Genomic DNA, 21,144 nt, shown 5'->3' with positions numbered 1-21,144 from the left:
CTGACGGGCCCGGCGCGCCGCAGACCTCCTGAGTCAGGGACGCGGAATCCGCCGGCGAGGGACGCGGCGGGTGTCGGATTGCGACGGGGTGGTCGGCTCCTGGACGGCGAGTGACTAGCCTCGAAGGGTGACCGACCCACGCCCCGCAACCACCGTCATCGTCGGTGCCGGCCTCTTCGGCCTGGCGACTGCCGTCCACCTCGCCCGCGCCGGGCGCCGGGTGACGGTCCTCGAGTCGGGCACCGCCGCCGGAGCGACCACCGCGGCGGGAGCGGGCTTCGTCGGCCTGTGGGCGGCGGGCTACGCCTGGTACTGGGACGAGTCGGAACTCGCCCTCGAGCAGGCGGGCATCGACTTCTACCGCGGGCTCGACGCGGCCGGGTACGACATCGGGCTGCGGAACACGGGCAACGTGTGGCTCGCCCTCACCGAGCAGGCGGTGCTCGACCACCTGCTGCCGTTCGCCGAGCACCCGCTCCGCCCCGAGGACGCCCGCCTGCTCACCGCCGTCGAGACCGCTGAGCTCGTTCCGGGTCTCGACCCGGAGGCCATCGTCGGGGCGTTCATCCATCCCGACGGCATCCAGATCAGCGCGCCCGACGCCGGACTCGCGCTCGCGGCGCTCGCCCGGGCCGAGGGCGTCGAGATCGTCGAGCACACGCCCGTCGTCGACTTCCTCGCCGAGGGTGGCCGAGCCGTCGGCGTGCTGACCGCGGCCAACGAGCGCGTCCTCGGCGACGAGGTGGTCCTCGCCGCCGGGTCCTGGACGAACGACCTCCTCGCCGCCACGGACCGCGTGCTGCCCTTCGCGCGGGTGATCGCGAGCCGCCTGACCACCGCCCCGTTCGGCCTCGGTGAGGTGCCGACCCTCATGATCCCGGAACTCGACGGACTGTGGATCCGGGAGCACCTCGGCGGCCTCACCTACGGCAACGGCGTCGGCTACGAAGCGCTCGCGGTGCGCGACAGCCCGGCGGACCGGCGCCCGGACCGCCCCGACCTGATCCAGGCGATGCGGGAGCACCTGTCGCCGATCGTCTCCGGGCTCATCCCGGCAGCCGCACCCGTCGTCGACGACGCCGAAGCCGTGCAGGGGATCGTGTCGTACACCGCGGACCGCCGCTTCATCGCGGGGCCGGTCCCGGAGGTCGACGGTCTGTACGTCGTGGCCGGCGACAACGAGTCCGGCGTCACGCACGGCCCCGGACTCGGCCGGATGCTCGCCGAACTGATGGTCACGGGTGAGAGCCCCTTCGTCGACGCGTCGCGGTACGCGCCCGGTCGATTCCCGTCCCGTCCGTTCGCCGACGAGGCCGCCGTGGCCGCCGCGATGCCGGCCCGTCGGGCGGTCGACGCGCGCGCCACCGCAGCGACGCGCGTGACGACGGAGTCGGGCCTGCCTGCGGAGTCGGGCCGATGACCGCGCCGGGTCCGGCAGCGGACGCGACGCCGACCGCGCTGCCGGCGCGCGCCGAGGTCGTGGTCATCGGTGCCGGGATCGTCGGTGCGGCGGCTGCGCGCTCGCTGGCCGAGCAGGGCCGGGACGTGCTGCTCCTCGAGCGGTACCCGCGCGGTCACGAGCACGGCTCCTCGCACGGCGCGACCCGCATCTTCCGTCAGGGGTACGACGCCGACGACTACATCGCCCTGACGTCGGAGGCGCTCGCGGCTTGGCGGGCGCTCGAATCGGCGAGCGGGCGGACACTGCTCGACCTCACCGGTGCACTCGACCACGGCCGCCCCGAGATGCTCGCGGCGATCGAGGCGGCGATGACCCGAGGTGGGATCGCGTCGGAGCGCCTCACCCCGGAGCAGGCGAGCGACCGCTGGCCCGGACTGCGGTTCGACCGCGAGGTCCTCCACCACGCGACCGGCGGGCGACTGTACTCCGCCGAGGCGATCGAGGCCCTGCTCGACCTCGCCGAGGTGGCCGGAGCGACCCTGCGCTTCGGCGTGCGGGTGACGGGCGTCGAACCGGCCGAGTCGAACGACCCGACCGCGGGTGCCGCCGGCGCCGTCGTCCGCACCGAGCTGGGCGACGTCGTCGCGGACCACGTGGTCGTCGCGGCCGGCTCCTGGACACCCGACCTCGTCGGCGATCTCGCTCGCAGCGTCGGTCGTCCGCTGCCCGAGATCGTCGTGACGCAGGTCCAGCCCGCGCATTTCCCGAGCGAACTGGCCGCGGACGCCTGGCCGAGTTTCGTCCACTATCCCGCCGAGGGGTCGAGCGTGTACGGGCTGCTGACGCCCGGCGAGGGGGTCAAGGTCGGGCTGCACGGCGGTGCCGTCCACGTCCACCCCGACGAACGCGACGGCCTCGCCGAACCCGAGGAGCTCGCGCGGCTCACCGCCTACGTCGCCGAGTGGGTGCCCGGCGTGGACGCGTCGGCACCCCATACCATCAGCTGCCTCTACGATCTGAGCCCCAGCGAGGATTTCGTGATCGACCGGATTGACAGCATCATCATCACGACGGGATTCTCCGGTCACGGGTTCAAGTTCGGCCCGGTACTGGGACGCCTCATCGCCGATCTCGTCGACGGCGCCGAACCGCACCCGAGGTTCGCGCTCGCCGCCCACGCGGTACCCGTCGCGCCAGCAGCATCAGCATCAGCTCTCCCGCAGTCACGCGAAGGAACCGCTCCATGAACCGATCCGCCAGATTCGCCACGGTCGCCGTCGGCCTCGGTGTCGTCGCCGCCCTCACCGGTTGCACGGCCCAGGGCGGCACCACCACGACCACCGCGCTCGTCATCGGCACCACCGATCAGATCGTCTCGCTCGACCCGGCCGGTGCCTGGGATCGCGGATCGTTCACGCCGCAGAACCAGATCTACCAGCACCTCCTCAGCTACGACGAGGGCGACGTCGTCCCGGCCCCCGACGCGGCCGAATCGTGCGACTTCACCGACGAGACCACCTACGTCTGCACGGTCAAGGAGGGACTGACCTTCTCCAACGGCCACGCGCTCACAGCTGAGGACGTCGTCTACTCCTTCACCCGCGTCCGTGAGATCGCCGCAGACAACGGCCCGTCGCCGCTGCTCGCGAACCTCGACAGCGTCGAGGAGGGTGACGACAACCAGGTGGTCTTCCACCTCTCGGTGCCGAACGACCAGACCTGGCCCTACGTGCTCACGAGCATGGCCGGGCCGATCGTCGACGAGGAGGTCTTCCCGGCGGACGAGCTGCTGAGCGACGACGACGTGATCGGTTCCGGTCCGTACGCCGTCGACAGCTACCAGGCGGGCGGACTGCTCTCCCTCGAGGCGAACTCGCGCTACTCCGGCACCCGCGCGAAGACGCAGCACGTCGTGCTCAAGCCGTACACGACGGCGTCGAACCTGCGGCTCGACCTGGAGAAGGGCGACGTCGACATCGCCTACCGCTCGCTGACCGCGACGGACGTCGCCGACCTCCGGAGCGATTCCGACCTGCAGGTCGTCGAGGGGCCGGGCGGTTCGGTGCGGTTCCTCACCTTCAACCTGAACACCCAGCCGGGTGCGAACGACGCACAGAAGCTCGCGATCCGGCAGGCGGTCGCGTCGCTCGTCGATCGCGAGGAGATCGCCGACCAGGTCTACAAGGGCACCTATGCGCCGGCCTACTCGGTGGTGCTCGACGGCCAGACGGGTGCGACGCCCGCATTCCAGACCGCGTACGGTGACGCGCCGGACCCCGCGAAGGCCGCGGCGATCCTCGCGGCCGCGGGCGTCAGCACCCCGGTCGCCCTGCCGATCCAGTACACGAGCGACCACTACGGCCCCGACTCCGACCAGGAGTACGCGCTCATCAAGTCGCAGCTGGAGGAGTCCGGTCTGTTCACCGTCGACCTGCAGTCGACGGAGTGGACGAGCTACGTGAAGGAGCTGAACCCGGAGTCGGGTTACCCGGCGTACCAGCTGGGGTTCTTCCCGGACTATCCGGACCCCGACAACTTCCTGCGTTCGGCGTACTCGACGACCGGGGCGTCCGTCGCCAACGGGTACTCGGACCCGGCCGTCGACGCGCTCATCGACACCGAGGCGACGGCGACCGACCCGGCGGCTCGCATCGCGGCGATCGAGCAGATCCAGGCGCTGACCGCGACCGCGGCTCCGATCATCCCGCTCCTCCAGGGCACCGAGACGGTCCTCGCCCAGAAGAACGTGACGGGCCTCGAGGACACGCTCGACGCCACGTACACCTTCCGCTTCGCGGTGCTCGACCGCACGAAGTAGTCGTCGCCGCTGGGGTGTGCGTCAGCGCGGTGCGCTGGCGTGAGCGCGGGTCTGTGACGTGAGCGCGCCCCTCCGGAGACCCGCGCTCGCGTGCGCGGGGAGCGCTCACACCGGGTGTGCGTCATTCGCGCGGGCGCACCGCGCCGGCACCCGGTGGGGAGGTCTCAGGTCAGCGCGGTGCGCTGGCGCGAGACCTGCCGAGTCGGCGTGGGCGCGGGTCTGGGAGGTGGGCGCGCCCCTCCGGAGACCCGCGCTCGCGGCTGCGGGGCGCGCTCGCATCAGCGCACCGCGCTGGCACCCATCACAAGCGGGGGAGGATCCGGGCGAGTGCGATCGTGGCGTCGCCGGTCAAGGACAGGGTGCCGGCCTCGAGCCGGAGGGCGTCGTGCACGTCGAGCGCGCAACGGTCCAGGCCCGGTCCCGCTGCCGACACCGTCCCGTCGAGGAGCACGACGAACGTGGTGGCACCCGGCGGCGTGGTGACGAGCCTCGAGCCGTCGACGACGCCGACCTCGAGCGATCCACGGAACCGGTCGCGCGACACCATCAGGTTGAGATCGAGCGTCGGCCCGACCACGCCCCGCGACGACACCGCCGAGGCCCCGTCGAAGGCGGCGACCTGCCACCGGTCCAACTCGACCGGCTCACCGTCGATCACGAGTCCGAGTCCACCCGCCGACAACGCCATCAGCTGACGGTCGACGCCCGGGAAGGACGAGAATGCGACGTCCGACTCGACCGTCGCGATGCTCAGCGTCCACCCCGGGGCGGCCGGCGCGTCACCGTCGTCGCGCCCACCATCGGTCCGGAGTCCGACGGACTCGACGGCCATCTCCGTCGCGGTCCCCAGCCCGTTCCGCCAGCGGTAGCTCCGATGCCGGTCAGCTGGCAGCAGCACGAGCGCACGACCCTCCACCGCGTCGCTCACCGCTGCGTCGTCCCTGCCGTGACGCGCTCGCCGCGCTGCCGGACGCCGACCGTCAACGGCACGCCCGGCCGGTAGGCGAGATGTGAGACCGAGGGGGCGTCGAGCACCTGCAGGTCCGCGAGACCACCGACGCGAAGCGATCCGACGGCGTCGACGCCATCCGACCGACCGACCGACACCGCGGCCCCGCGGGTCGCCGCCCACACCGCCTCGGCGATCGTCAGCCGCATCTGCAGGACGGCGGTCGCGACGCAGTAGGCCATCGACGTCGTGTACGAGGTGCCCGGGTTGCAATTGGTCGCGAGGGCGATCGAAGCACCTGCGTCGATGAGCGCACGCGCCGGTGGGAACGGCTCGCGCGTCGACAGGTCGCAGGCCGGGAGTAGGGTCGCGACCGTCGTCGAACCCGCCAGGAGGTCGACGTCGGCGTCCGAGAGGTGGTTGCAGTGGTCGACGCTCGCGGCCTCCAGCTCGACCGCGAGGCGCACCCCGCCGCTCTCGCCGAGCTGGTTCCCGTGCACTCGGACACCCAAGCCCGCGGCGCGACCGGCGAGCAGCACCTCGCGCGATTCCTCGACGTCGAAGGCGCCGACCTCGCAGAACGCGTCGATGTAGGACGCGAACGGAGCCACCGCCGTGAGCATCGGTCCGGTGACGAGGTCGAGGTAGTCGCGGCGGTCGACACCGGCCGGAACGAGATGGGCCCCGAGGAAGGTGACGACGTCGGCGACCTCGGCCGCAGCGCGAGCGGAGCGCGCCTCGCCCTCCACGTCGAGCGCGTACCCCGTCTTCGCCTCGAGGAACGTCGTCCCCTGCGCGAGCGCCTCCGCCCGCAACCGCCGCGTACCCGCGACGAGCTGCTCCTCCGAGGCGGCCCGTGTGGCGGCCACGGTCGTCGCGATCCCGCCCGCCGCGTACCGGCCGCCGGCCATCCGTGCCTCGAACTCCGCCGAGCGGTCGCCCGCGAACACGAGATGCGTGTGCGTGTCGACCCAGCCGGGAAGCACGGCGCGCCCGCCCACGTCGGTCCGTGTGTCGGCGTCGGGCGCGTCGACCGCTGCACCGAGCCACGCGATCCGGCCGTCCTCGATGACGAGCGCCGCATCGGTGATCCGGTTCCCGTCGACGTCGCCCGGCCCGGAGCCCGCGTTGGTCGTGAGCTCGGCGATGCCGGTGATGAGTTCGCTGGTCATGGCTGCATCTCCTGCGAGGGGTGATCAGGTGTCGGGGACGAGGTGGCTGCCCGGGGCGTCTCCGTCGATGCTGCCAGCTCGGCGAGCGCCACCGCGAGGAGCCGCTCCGGCGTCGACTCCTGTGACGTCGCGAGCAGCCGACCTCCCTCCGCCACGAGCCGCCCGCCGACGACGACCCGCTCGACGTCGGACGCGGTCGCGACGAGGGCGAGTTGTGCCGGGTGCGTGCCAGCGGTGCGCAGACTCGACGTCGACACCTCGACGAGGTCGAGCGGGTCGCCGACGTCCAGCGTGTGCCGCCCGAGTCCGAGCGAACGGTATCCGTTGTCGGTGCCCGCCTCGAGGAGCTCGGCGGGCGAGAACCGGCCGCGTCTGCCGGAGACGAGCCGTTCGCCGGCTTCGAGGCCACGCAGTTCGAGCAGCGGGTCGACCACCGCGTTCTGGTCGGAGCCGACGGCGATCCGGGCACCCGCGTCCGCGAGGCGGCGGGCCGGTCCGATACCGTCGCCGAGGTCGGCTTCGGTCGTCGGGCACATCACGACGGTCGCGCCGGACCGCCCGATCGCCGTGATGTCCGCGTCGGTCAGGTGCGTCGCGTGGACCAGGCTGATGCGTGGGGCGAGCGCACCGAGCGCGGCGAGCACGCCCGTCGGCGTCCTGCCCGTCTTCGCGAGCGTGTCGACGTTCTCCTGCGGTTGCTCCGACAGGTGGACGTGCAGCGGGACGTCGTCGGGCAGGCCGGAGAGGATCGTCCGCATGGCGTCGACGGGCACGGCGCGCACCGAGTGCAGCGAGGCACCGAGCGTGACGAGCCCGGTGGCGCCGACGGAGCCGGACAGCGCGGCGCGCAGCCGATGCCAGCGGTCGAGCCAACCGGCCGCGTCGCCGTCGCCGAACGCGAGCTGTTCGGTGAGCAGCGGAGCGGCGGGACCCCCGGCGGGCCCGAGGCCACTCGCGAGGTAGGCCGTGTCGAGGAGGGTGAGCCGGATGCCGACGTCGGCGGCGGCTTCGGCGACCGCCAGTTCCATCGCGTGGGCGGTCGGGTACGGGGTGCCGTCGGCCTGGTGGTGCACGTAGTGGAACTCGCCGACCGCCGTCCAGCCGCAGACGAGCATCTCGCCGAACACGGCGCGGGCGACCCGGCCGTAGTGGTCCGGGTCGAGGCTGGCGGCCGCGGCGTACATCGCCTCGCGCCACTGCCAGAAGTCGCCGCCGTCGGCGTGGGTGCGTCCGCGGAGCAGACGGTGGAACGCGTGGGAGTGGGCGTTCCCCATGCCCGGGATGACCGTTTCGAGGCGTCGGTCGCCCGTCTGCGGCTCGACGCCCCGCTCGACGGCGGTGATCCGTCCGGAGTCGTCGGCCGTGAAGCGAACGTGGCCGGTCGGGCGACCGTCGATGATCGCCGTCGCGGCCCAGATGGAACCCCGCACGTCCGCCGCGCCGGGGTCGACGCTCGCGGCCGTCACAGCACGCTCCGCAGCAGGGCCTCGAGCGCCTCGACACCCGCGACGCAGTCGGCCGTCTCGGCGAACTCCTCCGGAGAGTGCGAGACACCGGTCGGGTTCCGGACGAAGACCATCGCCGTCGGTACCGCGCCGCTCAGGACGCCGGCGTCGTGGCCTGCGCCCGTCGGCAGCAGTGGGACCCCGCCGAGCGTGCCGGCGAGCCGCGCGGCGAGCTCTGGGTCGAACTCGACGACGCCCGACCACGACTCCTCGATCAGCTCCACCGCGCACCCGGAATCGGCGACGGCTTCCTGGACCCGGCCTTCGATGTCCGCGACGAGGGCGCGCGTGCCGGCGTCGGTGGCCGCGCGGGCGTCCACCCAGGCGTCGACCTCGGAGGCGATGACGTTGGTGCCGCCCGGCACGATGCGCAGGCGGCCGACGGTGGCGCGGGCGTCGTCCGTCGCGAGGGCGGCCTGCTCGACCGCGAGGACGGCGCGTGCCGCGGCGACCACGGGATCACGGCGCTCGCGCATGCCGGTCGCGCCGGCGTGGTTCCCCTGACCACTCACCCGGAGGCGCCAGCGGCCGTGGGCGAGGATCGACGAGGCGACGGCGGTAGGGGAGCCGAGGTCGATCAGGCCGCGACCCTGTTCCACGTGTAACTCGATGAAGAGTCCGATGCGGCCGAGCGCCTCGTCGTCGCGACCGAGGTGCTCGGGAGCGAGCCCGGCGGCCGCTGCAGCCTCCGCCACGGTGACCCCGTCGGCGTCCGTCAGCGCTCGGGCGGCGTCCGCGGTGATCGCCCCGGACAGGAGCCGGGATCCGAGGCAGGCGACCCCGAACCGGGACCCCTCCTCCTCGGCGAACACCACGACGGCGACGGGACGCGACGGCTGGAACCCGGTCGCCTGCAGACGCGCGACGGCGTCCAGCGCTGAGACGACGCCGAGCGGCCCGTCGAACGCGCCGCCGCCCGGGACGGAGTCGAGGTGGCTGCCGGTGACGACCGCGTCGGGACCAGGCACACCCCACCACGCCCACAGGTTGCCGTTCCGGTCCGTCTCGACGTCGAGCCCGAGTCGGGTGGCACGAGCGGTGAACCACTCGCGCAGCTCGGACTCGGCCGGCGTCCAGACATGCCGGGAGTACCCGCCGCGTGCCGGATCGACGCCGACGCCGGTGATCTCGTCGAGCCCGGCGAGTCGGCCGTGGGCGATCAGGCCGTCGGTCACTCGCCCTCCCACATCGGCACCCGCAGGCCGCGTTCGCGGGCGACCTCGGCCGCCCGCTCGTAGCCGGCGTCGACGTGACGCATGACGCCGGTACCCGGGTCGTTGACGAGCACGCGCGCGATCTTCTCGGCAGCGAGCGGCGTCCCGTCGGCGACGATCACCTGACCGGCGTGGATGGAGCGGCCGATGCCGACCCCGCCGCCGTGGTGGATCGACACCCAGGTCGCGCCGGACGCCGTGTTGAGCAGGGCGTTGAGCAGCGGCCAGTCGGCGATCGCGTCGGAGCCGTCGGCCATGGCCTCCGTCTCGCGGTACGGCGAGGCGACGGAACCGGAGTCGAGGTGGTCGCGGCCGATGACGACGGGCGCGCTCAGTTCCCCTGAGGCGACCATCTCGTTGAACTTCAGGCCGGCGAGGTGGCGCTCCTGGTAGCCGAGCCAGCAGATGCGGGCGGGCAGCCCCTCGAAAGCGATCTTCTCGCCGGCCGAGGTGATCCACCGGCGCAGCTTCTCGTCCTCGGGGAAGAGCTCGAGGATGGCGCGGTCGGTCGCGGCGATGTCCGCCGGGTCGCCGGAGAGGGCCGCCCAGCGGAACGGGCCCTTGCCCTCGGCGAAGAGCGGCCGGATGTAGGCGGGCACGAAGCCGGGGAAGTCGAAGGCGCGCTCGCAACCGCCGAGTTTGGCCTCGGCGCGGATGGAGTTGCCGTAGTCGAAGACCTCGGCACCGACGTCCTGGAAGTCGACCATCGCTTGCACCTGCTTCGCCATGGCGAGTCGCGAGCGGCGCGTGAAGTCGACCGGGTCGGCCGCCGCCTCGGTCTGCCAGTCGGCGAGCGCCGTGTCCTCGGGCAGGTAGGCGAGCGGGTCGTGAGCGCTCGTCTGGTCGGTGACGATGTCGATGGCGACACCGCGCCGCAGCAGTTCGGGGAAGACGGTCGCGGCGTTGCCGACGAGACCGACCGACAGCGGCCGCCGTTCGGCCTTGGCGGCGAGTACGCGTTCGACGGCGTCGTCGAGGTCGTCCGTCATCTCGTCGAGGTAACGGTGCTCGACGCGTCGCTCCAGCCGGCTCGGGTCGACGTCGACGATGAGCACGACGCCTTCGTTGAGCGTCACGGCGAGCGGCTGTGCCCCGCCCATGCCGCCGGCGCCGCCGGTGAGGGTCAGCGTCCCGGCGAGGGTGCCACCGAACCGCTTGTCGGCGATGGCGGCGAAGGTCTCGTAGGTCCCCTGGAGGATGCCCTGCGTGCCGATGTAGATCCACGAGCCGGCGGTCATCTGCCCGTACATGGTGAGACCCTCGGCCTCGAGCTTCCGGAACTCGGGCCATGTCGCCCAGTCGCCGACGAGGTTGGAGTTCGCGATGAGCACGCGCGGAGCCCACTCGTGCGTGCGGAAGACGCCGACGGGCTTGCCGGACTGCACGAGCAGGGTCTCGTCGGCCTCCAGCCCTTCGAGCGTGCGGACGATCGCGTCGTACGCCTCCCAGTTGCGCGCGGCCTTCCCGGTGCCGCCGTAGACGACGAGGTCCTCGGGGTGCTCGGCGACCTCGGGGTCGAGGTTGTTCATGAGCATCCGGAGCGGGCCCTCGGTCTGCCAGCTCTTGGCGGTGAGGGTGGTGCCGCGAGCGGCACGGATGGTCCGGGTGGTGGTCGGCATGCGCTGGTCCTTTACGTCTGCGGTGCGGTGGTGGTGGTGCTGTTCCGACGGGCTCAAGGGCGGGTCGCCCTGAGCTGTCTCTCGGCCCCTGAGCCCGTCGAAGGGAGTCGCTAGCCCAGGTCGGCGTCCTTGAGCCACTCCTCGGCGATGCTCTTCAGGCTCGTGCCGTCGGACGCCTTGCCGTTCATCTCGATGAGGTCCTCGGTGGTGAGGGCCGCGGAGACCTTGTCGAGCGTCTTCGAGATCGTGTCGTCGAGCTTGCTCGTGCTGATGACGGGGACGATGTTCTCGGCCGCGAAGAGCGACTTGTCGTCCTCGAGGGCGACGAGCTTGTTCGCGGTGAGCCCGGGGTCGGTGCTGAAGATGTCGCCGACCTGCACCTGGCCGCTCGTGAGCGCGGTCATCGTGAGCGGTCCGCCGGCGTCGAGGCTGACGAACTCCTTGAAGGTGAGACCGTAGACCTGCTCGAGGCCGACGACGCCGTTGACGCGCGTCTTCCACTCCGGCGGGCCGCCGAGGCTGAGCTCGGACATGTACGGCACGAGGTCGGAGATCGTCTTGAGGTCGTACTTGTCGGCCGTCTCCTGGGTGACGGCGAGCACGTCCTTGTCCTCCGCGGGCGAGATGTCGAGCATGCTGACACCCTTCGGGAGCTTGTCGCCGAGTTCCGCGACGACATCCTCGCTCGTGCTCGCCTTCGACTCGGAGTCGAGGTACTTGAGCAGTGCGCCCGAGTATTCGGGGAGGAGGTCGATGGAGCCGTCCTGCAGTGCGGCCATGTAGACCTCACGGCTGCCGATGTTGAACTGCTCCTTCACCTTGACGCCCTCGGCCTGCAACGCCTGGGAGTAGATGGTGGCGATGAGCTGGCTCTCGGTGAAGTCGGCCGAGCCGATGATGACGGCATCGCCGGAGGAGCCGGACGCGCCGTCGCTGCTGAGGGCGTCCTGGCCGCCGCAGCCGGTGAGGACGAGCGCGGCGGCTGCGGTGGTCGCGGCGATGGCCGCGAGTCGACGGGAGAAGGTGGGGAAGGGCATGAGGACCTCGATTCGGTGAGATGGACGGATCGGTGGTGCGGTCGTGCGGAGGTGGTCGTGCGGTGCGGGTGCGGCTCAGGCCGGCCGGGGGATCGCCCCGGTGACGGTGGTGGGGGCCGCCGTCCGCCGTCTGCGGCTGGTGCGCCGCAGACCGGGGGAGACGATGAGGGAGCCGAGGAGGGTGAAGGCGATCTCCAGCGCGAAGGCGAGGGCGGCGACGAGGATCGCGCCGCCGGCCATCTGGAAGAAGTCGGCCTGGGCGCGGCCGTCGATGATGTACCGGCCGAGCCCCTGGAGGCCGAGGTAGGCGGCGACCGTCGCGGTCGAGACGACCTGGAGGGTGGACGAGCGGATGCCGGACAGCAGCAGGGGGAGGGCGCAGGGGAGCTGGACGTGCCAGAGGATCTGCAGTTTCGTGTAGCCCATGCCGCGGGCGGCGCCCACCGCGTCGGGATCGGCGCTCTGGATGCCCGTGTACGTCCCGGTCAGGATGGGCGGGACGGCGAGGAGCACGAGGACGACGATCGTCGGGATGACGTAGACGAGCTGCCCGGGGACCACCGGCGAGATGAGGAGGAACAGCAGGATGAGGAGGCCCAGGGTCGGCAGGGCGCGGAGGGCGTTGGCCGATCCGGCGACGAGTCGCTCGCCCTTGCCGGTGTAGCCGACGAGGATGCCGAGCGGCACGGCGATCGCTGCGGCGATGACGAGCGCGATGCCCGTGTACAGCAGGTGGTAGCCCATCTGCGAGGGGATACCGTCCGGGCCGGTCCAGTTGGCGGGGTCGGTCAGCCAGTCGATGACGCTCATGCGGCCACCGTCCGATCACGCCAGGGCGTCGCGAGCGAGCCGAGCCGGACGATGATGAGGTCGAGGATCACGGCGAGGACGACGCAGAGCAGGATGCCGGTGACGAGCGGCACGAACAGGCGGAGCTGGAAGCCTTGCGTGAACAGCGTCCCGAGTTGCGGGATGCCGAGCAGGGCGGCCATCGTCACGATGCTGACGTTGGAGACGACCGCGACGCGCAGGCCGGCGGCGATCACCGGGACGGCCACGGGCAGTTCCACCAGCACGAGGCGCTGCCAGGACCGGTAGCCCATGGCCTCGGCCGCCTGCACCGCGTCCACCGGCACCGAGGACAGTCCGTCGGAGACGACGCGGACGAGGAGCGACACCGTGTAGACGGTCAGGGCGATGACGATGTTGATCGGGTCGAGGATCTTCGTGCCGAGGATCGTCGGCAGGATGATGAACAGCGCGAGCGACGGGATCGTGTACAGCAGCCCGGCGGTACCGACGATGAACGGACGCCCGCGACGCGAGCGGTGCGCCCACCAGCCGAACGGGAGGGCGACCAGGAGGCCGAGCACCGTCGGGGTGAGCGTCAACCAGAGGTGGTTGAGCGTGAGGTCGCCGATGAGCGGGAGGTTCTCCCAGATCCAGTCGATCGTCATCGGAGGCTCCGCTCGGGGCCGGGGTGCTCGAGCAGTTCGCTGGCGGCGATGGTGCCGGTGAGCCGGCCGTCGTCGTCGAGGAGCCCGACGCGTCGACTCGGGTGCGCCAGCGCTGCGTTGAGGGCGATGCGGAGCGACGCCGTGCGCGGGACGAACAGGCCGTGGCCGCTGATGCTGTCGATCGAGACGGAGCCGTGACCGGCTGCGGTGTCGAACCAGCCGAGGGGACGGCGTTCGTCGTCCGTGACCACCACCCAGCCGCTCGCGTGCACGCCGGTCACGGCGGTGTCGCCGAGCCGGGCGACGGGCTCGCGGTGGAGGGCGTCGTCGTGGTCGAGGCCGAGGAAGCCGAGTGCACGGTAGCCGCGGGCCTCACCCACGAAGTCGGCGACGAACGCGTCGTGGGGGCGGGTCAGGAGGTCGACCGGCGGCGCGATCTGCGCGAGGACACCGCCCTCCCGCAGGACCGCGACCTGGTCGCCGAGCTTGAGTGCCTCGTCGATATCGTGGGTGACCATCACGATCGTCTTCGAGATGTCGGCCTGCAGGCGCAGGAACTCGTCCTGGAGCTGCGTCCGGACGATCGGGTCGACCGCGCTGAAGGGCTCGTCCATGAGGAGGAACGGCGGGTTCGTCGCGAGGGCGCGGGCGACGCCGACGCGTTGCTGCTGACCGCCGGACAGCTGCCACGGGTACTTCTTCGCGAACTTCTCGTCGAGACCGACGCGCTCCAGCAGCTCGAGGGCTGCCGTGCGCGTCTCCCGACGCGAGCCGCCGAGCAGACGGGGGAGCGCTGCGACGTTGTCGACGACGGTGCGGTGCGGGAACAGACCGGCGTTCTGGATGACGTAGCCGATCCGACGACGGAGGGTGACGCGGTCGAGCGACTGGGTCTCGACGTCGTCGAGCAGGATCGACCCCGAGGTCGGGTCGATGAGGCGGTTGATCATCCGGAGCGAGGTGGTCTTGCCACAGCCGGACGGGCCGACGAGCACCGTGAGGGATCCGGTCGGCACCTCGAAGGAGAGGTCGTGGACGGCGACCGTGCCGTCCGGGTAGGCCTTCTTGACGTTCGTGAAGCGGATCATGCGCGTCCCTCCAGGAGGTCCGCGGCGTCGTCGGGGACGGTCGCGGGTGTGTTGTCGGTGGGTCCGGTGTACGAGGCGAGCCCGCTGGAGAGCCGGTCCGTGGCGGCGACGAGGAGCTCGCCGTAGGAGGCGATGAGGTCGTCGGTCATCCGGTAGCTCGGGATGACGAGGCTCAGTGCCGCGACGATCCGTGCTCCCGAGCGGACGGGAGCGGCGATCGCGGTGACGTCCGACTCGACGCCCCGCTCGACCGTGACGTAGCCGGCGGCAGGCGTCCGCCCGGTGAGTGCGGCACCCGCGGCCGAGCCGTCGAGGGGGATCGTGCGACCGACCCAGCTCGCGTGACGGACGGAGTGGGTGCCCTCGGTGATCGCGAGGTAGAGCGCGGTGGACGCGTGACCCTCGACGCTCAGATAGGCGGACTCGCCGGTGCGTTCGACGAGGTCGAGCATCTCCGTGTGGCAGAAGCCGACGAGCGACTCGTTGCTGAGTGCCTGCGTGCCGAGTTGGACGACGCGGCTGCCGGGTCGGTAGCTGCCGTCGGCGTCCTTCCGGACGAAGCCCGTGGACTCCAGGGTGCGGAGGAGCCGGAGGGCGGTGCTCGGCGAGAGGTCGACGAGTCGCGCGCTCTCGGCGAGGGTCGTGCGGCCGCGGTCGCACACCACGGCGAGGAGCGAGAGTGCACGCTCCACGGTTCGAGTCGATGATTCAGCCATCAGATCCCTCTCTGTCGAGCCACCACGCTATGGCTCCGCCGTTTCAGCGAACCGCCTCGAATGTTTCCGTCAGGTAAAACCCGAATTTCATCTGGTGGGACGTTCGCCGTGTGAGCAAGGATGGTGCACACGACGGCGGAGCGCAAGAGAGGGTGTCGGGATGATGGAGATCGCGGGAGCACTGGGCATCGACGAGCTGCGGCGGATCGCGGACCTCGAGGAGGAGGCCTTCGTGCCGCCCGCTGTGCTCGACCGGCTGGCGACCGCTCATGACGAAGCGCGGGACCTCGCCGAGCACGCGGCCGTCTACGGCAGGAGCACGGGCGTGGGGGCGAACAAGGACACCGCGGTGGCCGACGACGGCGATGCCCACGCGCGCCGCCTGCTCCGTAGTCACGCCGTCGACGCGGGCGAGGCCGTCCCCGACCGGGTCGCGCGGGCGATGCTCGCGGTCCGGCTCAATCAGCTCGCCATCGGCGGATCGGGTGTCGAGCCCGCGGTCGTCGCAGCGCTCGCCGAGATGCTGCGCCGCGATGCATTGCCGACCGTCCGGACCCTCGGGTCGATCGGGACCGGCGATCTCACCGCGCTCGCCGGGACGGCGCTGACGCTGCTCGGCGAGCGGCCGGCGTCGGCACCGCTGGAGCCGCTGGGGGCGTGGGGGTCCGAGAGTGCCCTGTCCTTCATCAGCAGCAGCGCCCTGACCATCGCCCGTGCGGCGCTCGCCGTCGCGGAGCTGCGGAGGCTCGACCGCGCGTGGTCGGCGGTCTGTGCGCTCAGCTTCCATGCGCTGGACGGCAATGCGCAGGCGTACGCCGAGGCGGCCGCGGGTGCGTCAGCCGCGCCCGGTGTCGAAGCTGCCGCTGCGGCGTTGCGCGCGCTCATCGGACCCGCGCCGGAACCGGCTCGGATCCAGGACCCGTTCGCACTCCGCATCGCGGCGATCACGCAGGGCGTGGTGACGACGGCGACGGACCGGCTCGCGGACCAGGTGGCAGCGCTCATGGGTGCTGCGCAGGAGAACCCGCTGTACGTCCTCGGCGCCGATGACGGATCACGGGCGGTCCTCCACCACGGCGCCTTCTTCCAGGCGCAGCTGGCAGCGGAACTGGATGCGACCGCGCTCGCGCTCGCGCAGACGTCGACGGTCACCCACTCGCGCCTGCGGCTGGTGAACGAGCCCACGTTCACGGGCCTGCCGCCGTTCCTCGGCGATGGCGAACCCGGAGCGTCGGGACTGATGATGGTCGAGTACGTCGCGGCGGGCGCGGTCGCCGACATCCGGCACGCGGCGCAACCGGCGGCGCTCGGCACGGTCGTCCTGTCGCGCGGAGCCGAGGAGGACGCACCGTTCGCCGCGCAGGCCGTCGCCCAGCTGGAGGATGCGGTCGTCGCCACGAGGACGCTCATCGCCTGCGAACTCCTCGGAGCGGTGCGGGTCGTGCGGCGTCGCGGTGTGGCCGATCGACTGACCGGGGCGCTCGCCGCAGTGTTCGCCCGGGCCTCCGGGTCGCTCGGCTCCGACGACGCCGACCGCGACCTCCGCCCCGACCTCGAGCGGGCGACGGCGCTCCTCACCGACATCGCGGACCTCGTCGAGGGACGGTAGCCGGGCTCAGCGGTGGCGACTACGGGAGCTTGACGAGCAACCCGCCGCGGTGCGCGTCGAACGCGACCATCGTCGCCATGCCGAACGCGTCGCCGTCGAGCTCGAGGTCCTGCGCCTCCTCCAACCGCACGGTCAGCGCCTCGGCACGCAGGTTCGTCACCGTGCTCCCGCCCCGACCCTCGGTGAAGCGGATCATCCGTCGCCCGACGGCCGTCCGTCGCAGGACCCGGTTCTCCCACGTGACCTTCCGCCACACGAGCAGCCAGCCGAAGGCACCCTTCGGCTGCAGCACCGCGACGTCGAGGAACCCGTCGTCGAGCTCGGCGTCCGGCATGAGCTGCACCCCACCCTGCAGCGTGCCGCAGTTCCCGACGAGCACCGAGCTCACGGTCGCCGCATGCTGACGGTGCCCGCGCAACTGGTAGTGGATGCGGAACGGCGCGGCCGTGGCGATCGAGCGGAGACCGGACTCGACATAGGCGAGCCAGCCGAGCGACCTCTTGAGGTCGGGGTTCGCGGTGGCGATCATCATCGCGTCGATGCCCATGCCGGCCATCACGACGAACGCGTGCTCCTCCTCCGACCCGTCGGCACGGGTGATCATGGCGACGCCGATGTCGATCGCGCGCGTGTCGCCCGTGAACGCCGTTCCGATCGCGGCCAGCTGGTCGCCGAGCGGCAGCTTCAGGTTCCTCGCGAGCAGGTTGCCGGTCCCCGACGGGACGAGGGTCAGCGGCACACCGCTCCCGCGCAGCCCCTCGGCGACGGCCCGCACGGTCCCGTCGCCCCCGGCCACGAGCACCACCTGAGCGCCGTCGAGGACCGCGCGCCGCGCCTGACCGACGCCGGGGTCGTCGACACTCGTCTCGTACAGGTGCGGAGCCGCCCATCCGGCCTCCTGCGACCGCGCCTCCAACGCGCTCCGCAGCCGGGTGGCGTCGACCTTCACCGGGTTGTACACGAGCGCGGCGTGCGGGGGAGTCGGCATGGCCCAACGGTACTGTCCCGGGGCCTCGTCACCGACCTCGATCGCTAGACTTGCCGGGTGATCGATCCCGTACTCCTCCGCGAACAGCCAGAAGTCCTCCGAGCGTCGCAGCAGAAGCGAGGGTCCTCCGTCGACCTCGTCGACCAGGCGATCGACGCCGACACCGCACGCCGCGCCGCGATCACCGGGTTCGAGGAACTCCGTGCTGAGCAGAACGCGTTCGGCAAGCAGGTCGCCAAGGCCCCCAAGGAGGAGAAGGCCGCCCTCGTCGCCCAGGCGCAGCAGCTCGCCGCCCGCGTCAAGGAGGCCCAGCAGGTCGCGACCGAGGCCGAGGCCTACTTCGCCGACGTCGCCGGCCGCATCCAGAACCCGGTGCTCGACGGCGTGCCCGCCGGTGGCGAGGCCGACTTCATCACGCTCCGCGAGGTCGGCGAACGCCCCTCGTTCGACTTCACCCCCCGCGACCACCTCGAGCTCGGTGAACTCCTCGGCGCCATCGACATGCAGCGCGGCACCAAGGTCAGCGGCTCGCGCTTCTACTTCCTCCGCGGCATCGGTGCCCGCCTCGAGATCGCCCTCATGAACCTCGCGCTCGATCGAGCGATCGAGGCCGGCTTCGTCCCGCTCATCACGCCGACGCTCGTGCGCCCCGAGATCATGAAGGGCACCGGCTTCCTCGGTGAGCACGCCGACGAGGTCTACCAGATCGCCGGCGAAGACCTCTTCCTCACGGGCACGAGCGAGGTGGCGCTCGCCGGGTACCACTCCGACGAGATCCTCGACCTCGAGCAGGGCGCGCTCCGCTACGCCGGCTGGTCGACCTGCTACCGCAAGGAGGCCGGTTCCTACGGGCGCGACACCCGCGGCATCATCCGGGTGCACCAGTTCAACAAGCTCGAGATGTTCGTCTACACCAAGCCGGAGGACGCCGCCGCCGAGCACGAGCGCCTGCTGTCGTACCAGGAGGAGATGCTGCAGTCGCTCGGCCTCAGCTACCGGGTCATCGACACGGCCGCCGGCGACCTCGGGTCGAGCGCGGCACGTAAGTTCGACGTCGAGGCCTGGGTGCCGACGCAGGACGCGTACCGTGAGCTCACCAGCACCTCGAACTGCACCACCTACCAGGCTCGTCGCCTCGACACCCGATACCGCGGGGAGTCGGGCAAGACCACGCCGGTCGCGACGCTCAACGGAACGCTCGCGACCACCCGCTGGATCGTCGCGATCCTCGAGACGCACCAGCAGGAGGACGGCAGTGTCGTCATCCCCGAGGTGCTGCGTCCGTACCTGGGCGGCATCGAGGTCGCGAGGCCGATCCGATGACGGACGACGCGACCACCACCGCGACCCCGCTGCTCATCGCCCTCGACATCGACGGCACCGTGCTGCACGAGGACGGTTCGCTCAGCCTGTCGGTGGCCGACGAGGTGCGTCGCGTGGTCTCGCTCGGCCACATCGTCACGCTGGCCACCGGTCGCAGCTGGGAGAGCACGCGCCCGGTGCTCGAGGAGCTCGAGCTGACGCCGCAGTACGTCGTCTGCGCGAACGGCGCGCTCATCATGAAGCGCGACGAGTCGAAGCCCGACTCCTACGAGCGCTTCTTCATGGAGACCTTCGACCCGACCGAGGTCCTCGGGCTCATCCAGCCGCACCTCTCTGAGGGCAGCTACATGGTCGAGTACCCTGACGGCTTCCGCAAGTACACGGTCGGCATGGAGGACTGGAACCTCGAGAACGCGATCGAGGTGCCGTTCGAGGAGCTCGTCACGAGCCCGGTGACGCGCGTCGTCGTCGTGTCCCCGAGCCACGACGAGGAGGAGTTCCTCCGCATCGTCGACAAGATCGGGCTCAACCAGGTGAGCTACGCGATCGGATGGACGGCGTGGCTCGACATCGCGCCGAAGGGCGTCAACAAGGCGACCGCGCTGGAGCGTGTCCGGGAGTGGCTGGGGTTCGAGCGCTCGCAGATGGTCGCCGTCGGCGACGGCCGCAACGACGTCGACATGCTCGGTTGGGCGGCCGCCGGAGGGCGCGGTGTCGCCATGGGCCAGGCGCCCGAGGAGGTCCTCGCGGTCGCGTCGGAGGTCACCGGCACGGTCACCGACGACGGTCTCTCTCAGCTCCTGAGGAGCATTTCGGGTTAGCATCGTCCAAAGCTCCGTGCCGATTCGCCGTTTCCGGTGGGCACGGGGCGTCGGTGCGCGCCTGCTCCAGGTGTCGCCCGACGACTCGCCGCAGCCCCGTCTCGAGGGTTCCGGCCACCCCTGTTCCTGAGACGAGAGCGAGATCCATGACCCGCAACGCCGACGCGTCCAAACCGCGCGCCGCCGTCCGTCACGGCAGACTCCGCAAGTCGAACCCGTTCGTCACCGTCGCGAAGATCGTCGCCGCGACGGCCGCCGTCGTCGGCGTGAGCGGCATCGCGGTCGCCGGTGTGGCCGCGCTCGACCTGGCCAACAGCGTGAAGCCCGTCGCCCACCTCGACAACGAGACCCCGGGTGCGCCGCCGCCCAACATCGGCGCGATCGAGGGCGGCGTCAACCTGCTCCTCGTCGGCAGCGACTCGGGCGACGGCAACGAGGCGTACGGCGATCGCGACGAGAACCTCAACGACGTCACCATCCTCATGCACATCTCGGCAGACCACTCGAGCGCGACCGTGGTCAGCTTCCCGCGCGACATGTACGTGCAGATCGGCGACTGCGCCGACGGCGGCAACGGTCGCGACAAGATGAACACCGCCCTCATGTACGGCGGTGCCGACGGCGGGCTCGCCTGCGCGGTGTCCACGGTCGAGGGCATCACCGGCCTCTCCATCCCGTTCGCCGCGCAGATCGGATTCGACGGCGTCATCTCGATGTCGAACGCGGTCGGCGGCGTGCCGGTGTGTGTCACCGAACCCCTCAACGACGCCTGGAGCGGCATCAACCTCGACGTCGGCACCCACGACCTCTCGGGTGCGTCCGCCCTCGCCTTCCTCCGCTCGCGTCACGGCGTCGGCGACGGCAGCGACCTGTCGCGGATCTCGAACCAGCAGGTGTTTCTCTCCTCGCTCGTTCGCACGCTGAAGAGCAGCGAGACGCTCTCCGACCCGATCAAGCTCTACTCGATCGCCCGTGCCGCGTTGAAGAACGTGACGCTGTCGAGCAGCCTCAACAACATCGACACGATGGTGTCGATCGCCGCAGCGCTCAAGGACATCCCCTCGACCGCGTCGCGTTCGTGCAGACGCCGACGGCCACGGTCCAAGGTGGCGTGGAAGCGACGTCCGATGCGGATGTGCTATGGACGGCGCTGCAGAGCGACCAGGCCGTGGCGCTGTCCGCCACCGGCAAGTACGTCGTGACCGACCCGAACGCGCCCGTCACGCCAGACCCGGCGACGACCGATGCGGCGGCCGACCCCGCTGCGACGGCGGACCCGGCAGCGCCCGCGGACCCGTCCGCCGCCGGCCCCGTCGCCCTGCCCGACACGATCACCGGCCAGAACGCCGCGCAGAACACCTGCACGGCTGGTCGTCCGGAGGAAGACCAATAGTCCCCGCGTGATCGGATGGGGCCGCTTCGTCGC

The 21,144-nt window shown here is 71.4% G+C and carries 19 protein-coding genes; 8 read left to right on the top strand and 11 right to left on the bottom strand.

The genetic code is table 11. The annotated features are described in order from the left end of the window. Positions 1 to 127 precede the first annotated feature (127 nt). The 3 genes from FGL15_RS06755 to FGL15_RS06745 are packed head-to-tail and all read left to right on the top strand — an operon-like array spanning position 128 to position 4,220. Complete coding sequence (locus FGL15_RS06755) at positions 128 to 1,420, top strand: FAD-binding oxidoreductase (protein WP_138945461.1); 1,293 nt, start codon at positions 128 to 130, stop codon at positions 1,418 to 1,420. Next, a complete protein-coding gene (locus FGL15_RS06750) occupies positions 1,417 to 2,649 on the top strand; it encodes an FAD-dependent oxidoreductase (RefSeq protein ID WP_138945460.1) in 1,233 nt (410 codons plus the stop codon). Before FGL15_RS06755 ends, FGL15_RS06750 begins: the two co-directional genes overlap by 4 nt. Further along, the gene (locus tag FGL15_RS06745; protein WP_138945459.1) at positions 2,646 to 4,220 is read left to right on the top strand and encodes an ABC transporter substrate-binding protein; all 1,575 of its coding nucleotides are present in this window, start codon (positions 2,646 to 2,648) and stop codon (positions 4,218 to 4,220) included. Before FGL15_RS06750 ends, FGL15_RS06745 begins: the two co-directional genes overlap by 4 nt. Positions 4,221 to 4,521: 301 nt before the next feature. On the opposite strand, the gene FGL15_RS06740 is transcribed toward FGL15_RS06745, so the two are convergent. From FGL15_RS06740 to FGL15_RS06695, 10 genes are all read right to left on the bottom strand, one after another. Continuing rightward, entirely contained in the window at positions 4,522 to 5,148 is a 627-nt protein-coding gene (locus tag FGL15_RS06740) for a HutD family protein (protein WP_138945458.1), read from the bottom strand. Continuing rightward, entirely contained in the window at positions 5,145 to 6,341 is a 1,197-nt protein-coding gene (gene hutI, locus FGL15_RS06735) for an imidazolonepropionase (RefSeq protein ID WP_138945457.1), read from the bottom strand. The genes FGL15_RS06740 and hutI overlap by 4 nt, the downstream gene beginning before the upstream one ends. Beyond that, complete coding sequence (locus tag FGL15_RS06730) at positions 6,338 to 7,807, bottom strand: formimidoylglutamate deiminase (RefSeq protein ID WP_240773826.1); 1,470 nt, start codon at positions 7,805 to 7,807, stop codon at positions 6,338 to 6,340. Before FGL15_RS06730 ends, hutI begins: the two co-directional genes overlap by 4 nt. Beyond that, positions 7,804 to 9,021, bottom strand: a complete 1,218-nt coding sequence (locus FGL15_RS06725; protein ID WP_138945456.1) for an allantoate amidohydrolase — start codon at positions 9,019 to 9,021, stop codon at positions 7,804 to 7,806. Before FGL15_RS06725 ends, FGL15_RS06730 begins: the two co-directional genes overlap by 4 nt. Beyond that, entirely contained in the window at positions 9,018 to 10,679 is a 1,662-nt protein-coding gene (gene hutU, locus FGL15_RS06720; protein WP_138945455.1) for a urocanate hydratase, read from the bottom strand. Before hutU ends, FGL15_RS06725 begins: the two co-directional genes overlap by 4 nt. Positions 10,680 to 10,789: 110 nt before the next feature. Continuing rightward, positions 10,790 to 11,716: an ABC transporter substrate-binding protein gene (locus FGL15_RS06715; RefSeq protein ID WP_138945454.1), complete on the bottom strand. Its 927-nt coding sequence runs from the start codon at positions 11,714 to 11,716 to the stop codon at positions 10,790 to 10,792. Between the two features lie 75 nt (positions 11,717 to 11,791). Continuing rightward, a complete protein-coding gene (locus FGL15_RS06710; protein WP_138945453.1) occupies positions 11,792 to 12,526 on the bottom strand; it encodes an ABC transporter permease in 735 nt (244 codons plus the stop codon). Then, positions 12,523 to 13,173 carry an ABC transporter permease gene (locus FGL15_RS06705; protein WP_162852302.1) on the bottom strand — a complete coding sequence of 217 codons (651 nt, stop codon included), beginning with the start codon at positions 13,171 to 13,173 and terminating at the stop codon, positions 12,523 to 12,525. Before FGL15_RS06705 ends, FGL15_RS06710 begins: the two co-directional genes overlap by 4 nt. Continuing rightward, complete coding sequence (locus FGL15_RS06700; protein WP_138945452.1) at positions 13,170 to 14,261, bottom strand: ABC transporter ATP-binding protein; 1,092 nt, start codon at positions 14,259 to 14,261, stop codon at positions 13,170 to 13,172. The genes FGL15_RS06705 and FGL15_RS06700 overlap by 4 nt, the downstream gene beginning before the upstream one ends. Beyond that, positions 14,258 to 14,953: an IclR family transcriptional regulator gene (locus FGL15_RS06695; RefSeq protein ID WP_240773824.1), complete on the bottom strand. Its 696-nt coding sequence runs from the start codon at positions 14,951 to 14,953 to the stop codon at positions 14,258 to 14,260. Before FGL15_RS06695 ends, FGL15_RS06700 begins: the two co-directional genes overlap by 4 nt. 184 nt (positions 14,954 to 15,137) lie before the next feature. Here FGL15_RS06695 and FGL15_RS06690 point away from each other — a divergent pair, with 184 nt between their 5' ends. Further along, positions 15,138 to 16,586, top strand: coding sequence for an aromatic amino acid lyase (locus FGL15_RS06690; RefSeq protein WP_138945450.1), 1,449 nt, complete (start codon positions 15,138 to 15,140; stop codon positions 16,584 to 16,586). A gap of 19 nt (positions 16,587 to 16,605) precedes the next feature. On the opposite strand, the gene FGL15_RS06685 is transcribed toward FGL15_RS06690, so the two are convergent. Continuing rightward, positions 16,606 to 17,574 carry a diacylglycerol kinase family protein gene (locus tag FGL15_RS06685; protein WP_138945449.1) on the bottom strand — a complete coding sequence of 323 codons (969 nt, stop codon included), beginning with the start codon at positions 17,572 to 17,574 and terminating at the stop codon, positions 16,606 to 16,608. 57 nt (positions 17,575 to 17,631) lie between these two features. Here FGL15_RS06685 and serS point away from each other — a divergent pair, with 57 nt between their 5' ends. The 4 genes from serS to FGL15_RS20765 all read left to right on the top strand — a co-directional run bounded on the left by serS (position 17,632) and on the right by FGL15_RS20765 (position 21,111). After that, complete coding sequence (gene serS, locus FGL15_RS06680) at positions 17,632 to 18,897, top strand: serine--tRNA ligase (protein ID WP_138945448.1); 1,266 nt, start codon at positions 17,632 to 17,634, stop codon at positions 18,895 to 18,897. Further along, positions 18,894 to 19,718, top strand: a complete 825-nt coding sequence (locus tag FGL15_RS06675; protein WP_138945447.1) for an HAD family hydrolase — start codon at positions 18,894 to 18,896, stop codon at positions 19,716 to 19,718. The genes serS and FGL15_RS06675 overlap by 4 nt, the downstream gene beginning before the upstream one ends. Positions 19,719 to 19,864: 146 nt before the next feature. Then, positions 19,865 to 20,920, top strand: coding sequence for an LCP family protein (locus FGL15_RS06670; protein WP_240773822.1), 1,056 nt, complete (start codon positions 19,865 to 19,867; stop codon positions 20,918 to 20,920). Beyond that, a complete protein-coding gene (locus tag FGL15_RS20765; RefSeq protein WP_240773821.1) occupies positions 20,887 to 21,111 on the top strand; it encodes a hypothetical protein in 225 nt (74 codons plus the stop codon). Before FGL15_RS06670 ends, FGL15_RS20765 begins: the two co-directional genes overlap by 34 nt. The last annotated feature ends 33 nt before the right edge of the window (positions 21,112 to 21,144 follow it).

It is taken from the genome of Plantibacter sp. M259 (genome assembly GCF_006065115.1).
Taxonomy (GTDB): Bacteria; Actinomycetota; Actinomycetes; order Actinomycetales; family Microbacteriaceae; genus Plantibacter; species Plantibacter auratus.
This window is presented reverse-complemented; position numbering and strand designations above follow the sequence as displayed.

Bases quoted from the DNA above. Each gene is read 5' to 3' on its own strand.
- FGL15_RS06750 (WP_138945460.1), top strand. From the start codon at position 1,417: ATGACCGCGCCGGGTCCGGCAGCGGACGCGACGCCGACCGCGCTGCCG.
- FGL15_RS06745 (WP_138945459.1), top strand. From the start codon at position 2,646: ATGAACCGATCCGCCAGATTCGCCACGGTCGCCGTCGGCCTCGGTGTC.
- hutI (WP_138945457.1), bottom strand. From the start codon at position 6,341: ATGACCAGCGAACTCATCACCGGCATCGCCGAGCTCACGACCAACGCG.
- hutU (WP_138945455.1), bottom strand. From the start codon at position 10,679: ATGCCGACCACCACCCGGACCATCCGTGCCGCTCGCGGCACCACCCTC.
- FGL15_RS06715 (WP_138945454.1), bottom strand. From the start codon at position 11,716: ATGCCCTTCCCCACCTTCTCCCGTCGACTCGCGGCCATCGCCGCGACC.
- FGL15_RS06710 (WP_138945453.1), bottom strand. From the start codon at position 12,526: ATGAGCGTCATCGACTGGCTGACCGACCCCGCCAACTGGACCGGCCCG.
- FGL15_RS06705 (WP_162852302.1), bottom strand. From the start codon at position 13,173: ATGACGATCGACTGGATCTGGGAGAACCTCCCGCTCATCGGCGACCTC.
- FGL15_RS06700 (WP_138945452.1), bottom strand. From the start codon at position 14,261: ATGATCCGCTTCACGAACGTCAAGAAGGCCTACCCGGACGGCACGGTC.
- FGL15_RS06690 (WP_138945450.1), top strand. From the start codon at position 15,138: ATGATGGAGATCGCGGGAGCACTGGGCATCGACGAGCTGCGGCGGATC.
- FGL15_RS06685 (WP_138945449.1), bottom strand. From the start codon at position 17,574: ATGCCGACTCCCCCGCACGCCGCGCTCGTGTACAACCCGGTGAAGGTC.
- FGL15_RS06675 (WP_138945447.1), top strand. From the start codon at position 18,894: ATGACGGACGACGCGACCACCACCGCGACCCCGCTGCTCATCGCCCTC.
- FGL15_RS06670 (WP_240773822.1), top strand. From the start codon at position 19,865: ATGACCCGCAACGCCGACGCGTCCAAACCGCGCGCCGCCGTCCGTCAC.